Consider the following 2,071-nt stretch of genomic DNA (forward strand, 5'->3'; position numbering starts at 1 on the left):
CCGGCCGGCTTCGGCCGCCCTGACCTCACCGCCTTCGCGGCTCATCCCAATCGACCCTGATCGGGTCTGCTGACCCCCTCGACGAGAACGCAGCGACATCACAGCCACCCAACCCCGACCGTCCGGGAAGCTGGGGCACGTCACACGGCCTGTACTGCGGGCGTGTCGAGTGGGTCGTCCAGGGGCGACGCAGGAGCGTCGACGCGACGTGCTGAGAGGTGGTTCCAACCGAGCGCTAGGACACCGGCTACAGGCATGGCGATAGGTCAGGAACGGCGTCGCTCCCTGCGCAGGAGGGAGCGCAGAGTCTCGGCGTTCGCGTAGCCGACCCGTAGCGCGATCTCGGCGGAGGTGAGGTCCGTGGTTGCTGAGAGGTGCCGAGCTCGTTCGATGCGAAGCCGTTGGACGAAGCCGAGCGGAGTGAGGTTGAGCGCCGCACGGACTCGTCGTTCGAGGGTGCGCCGGCTGGTGCAGAGCGACTGCGCGACGAAGGCGACGTTGAACGGTTCGTCCAGGCGGGCGCGCACGAAGCGTTCGAACTCGACGACGATCGGGTCCTCGTGCCGGAGATGTTCGTAGGCGACGAAGGCCGCCTGCGACGGACGCTCGTCGATGATGAGGAGCTTGGCGACATGTTGGGCCAGGTCGGGGCTGATCGATCGCACGAGTGAGAGCGCGAGGTCGATGTGGGCGAACGCGGCGCCGGCGGTGACGAGGTTCCCGTCCACGACGACCATGGTGTCGAGATCGAGGGCGACGGTCGGATAGCGCTTCAGGAACTCCGGCCCCAGGAACCAGCTGGTCGTCGCCCGCCGATGATGCATCCGTCCGGTCTCGGCGACAGCGAACACGCCGGTGCACGCCGCGGCGATCCGGGTGGTCGCGTCGTCGAGGCGCCCGAGCGAGGCGATGACCGAACGAGCATCTCGGCTCTGGAGGGCGTCGTTGGTAGCGGCGGCCGTAAGGGTTCCAAGCGCAGGGACGACGACCACGTCGAACTCTCCGGACTCCGACAGCGGGTGGTCCACCGACAGGGTCATCGATGCCGTCGTGGTCACTCGCCGTTTCGGTCCGAGGATGGCGAGTTCGATCGGGTCGATCCGCGGGTCGACATCGCCGCGGGCTCCGTCGGCCACCCGCACGATGTCGATGATCGACGCGACAGCCGAACCGAAGCAGCCGTCGATCGCGATCAGTCCGATACGCATGACGTAAACAATAGCAATACTGCCGTATACGCCACTCCCCACCGGCCCTCGCTCGTCATACGCTGAACTCGTCCCACGAAGAACCCCGATTTCAAGGAGAGTCCCTCATGTCCACACCCGCATCACTTCCGTATGCCTTCGTCGCCAAGATCGTCGCGGCCGATGGACAGCACGACGCGCTCGCCGATCTGCTCGCCGGCGCTGTCGCGCTCGCCAACGAAGAAGTAGGAACGATTGTCTGGTTCGCGGTCAGGACCCACGCCGACACCTTCTGGATCTTCGATGCATTCCCCGACGAGGCCGCTCGCGACGCCCACGCCAACGGCGCCATCGTCGCAGCCCTGATGGCCAACCAGCACCTCCTCGGCGCAGCACCCGAGATCCTGGCGGCCGACGTCCTCGCGTCCAAGCTCCCGTAGTCCGCCAACGCACGAGACGATCGCGCCCCGCCGAGCCGTCGCCAGGTCGCGACGCAACGCCACGCTGCGTTGCCGAGCGGTGCGAGGCCTATCGGCACACGGACAGGATGCCGGCCGCGAGCGCTCAGCCGGCGAGGGGTCCGTCGCAGAGGAGAGCGACGTCGGTGTCGGGCAGAGCCGTGAGGCCAGCGCTGAGCGTGGGGGGCGCCGCCATCCGGTGGTGACCGACGACGACCGACCAGTACCGACCGTTTCACCGGAGCTTGCGGCGGCGTCCAAGCCGAGCAAGCTCCATTCCTTTAGCTCACCGCGCCCTCTTCCTCGCCGGTCCCGTCGTCGTCGAAGACGTTTCAGGGGTCTTCTCAGATGACGGTGTAGGTCGGCCGGGCGCGTCGGTCCGCAGATAGACGTCGAGGTCTCCCGACGATGGAGGTTCCTACGCCA

General features: G+C 67.3%; 2 protein-coding genes. One reads left to right on the plus strand and one right to left on the minus strand.

The window, feature by feature from the left end; genetic code table 11:
• Positions 1 to 266: 266 nt before the first annotated feature.
• The gene (locus G6023_RS10620) at positions 267 to 1,208 is read right to left on the minus strand and encodes a GlxA family transcriptional regulator (RefSeq protein ID WP_182635426.1); all 942 of its coding nucleotides are present in this window, start codon (positions 1,206 to 1,208) and stop codon (positions 267 to 269) included.
• A gap of 107 nt (positions 1,209 to 1,315) precedes the next feature.
• Between G6023_RS10620 and G6023_RS10625 the strand changes: the two genes are divergently transcribed.
• The gene (locus G6023_RS10625; RefSeq protein WP_003941073.1) at positions 1,316 to 1,627 is read left to right on the plus strand and encodes a putative quinol monooxygenase; all 312 of its coding nucleotides are present in this window, start codon (positions 1,316 to 1,318) and stop codon (positions 1,625 to 1,627) included.
• The last annotated feature ends 444 nt before the right edge of the window (positions 1,628 to 2,071 follow it).

The organism is Dietzia sp. DQ11-71 (assembly GCF_014144995.1).
In the GTDB taxonomy this organism is placed as follows: domain Bacteria; phylum Actinomycetota; class Actinomycetes; order Mycobacteriales; family Mycobacteriaceae; genus Dietzia; species Dietzia kunjamensis.

Coding starts and splice junctions, on each gene's coding strand:
- G6023_RS10620 (WP_182635426.1), bottom strand. CDS start 1,208: ATGCGTATCGGACTGATCGCGATCGACGGCTGCTTCGGTTCGGCTGTC.
- G6023_RS10625 (WP_003941073.1), top strand. CDS start 1,316: ATGTCCACACCCGCATCACTTCCGTATGCCTTCGTCGCCAAGATCGTC.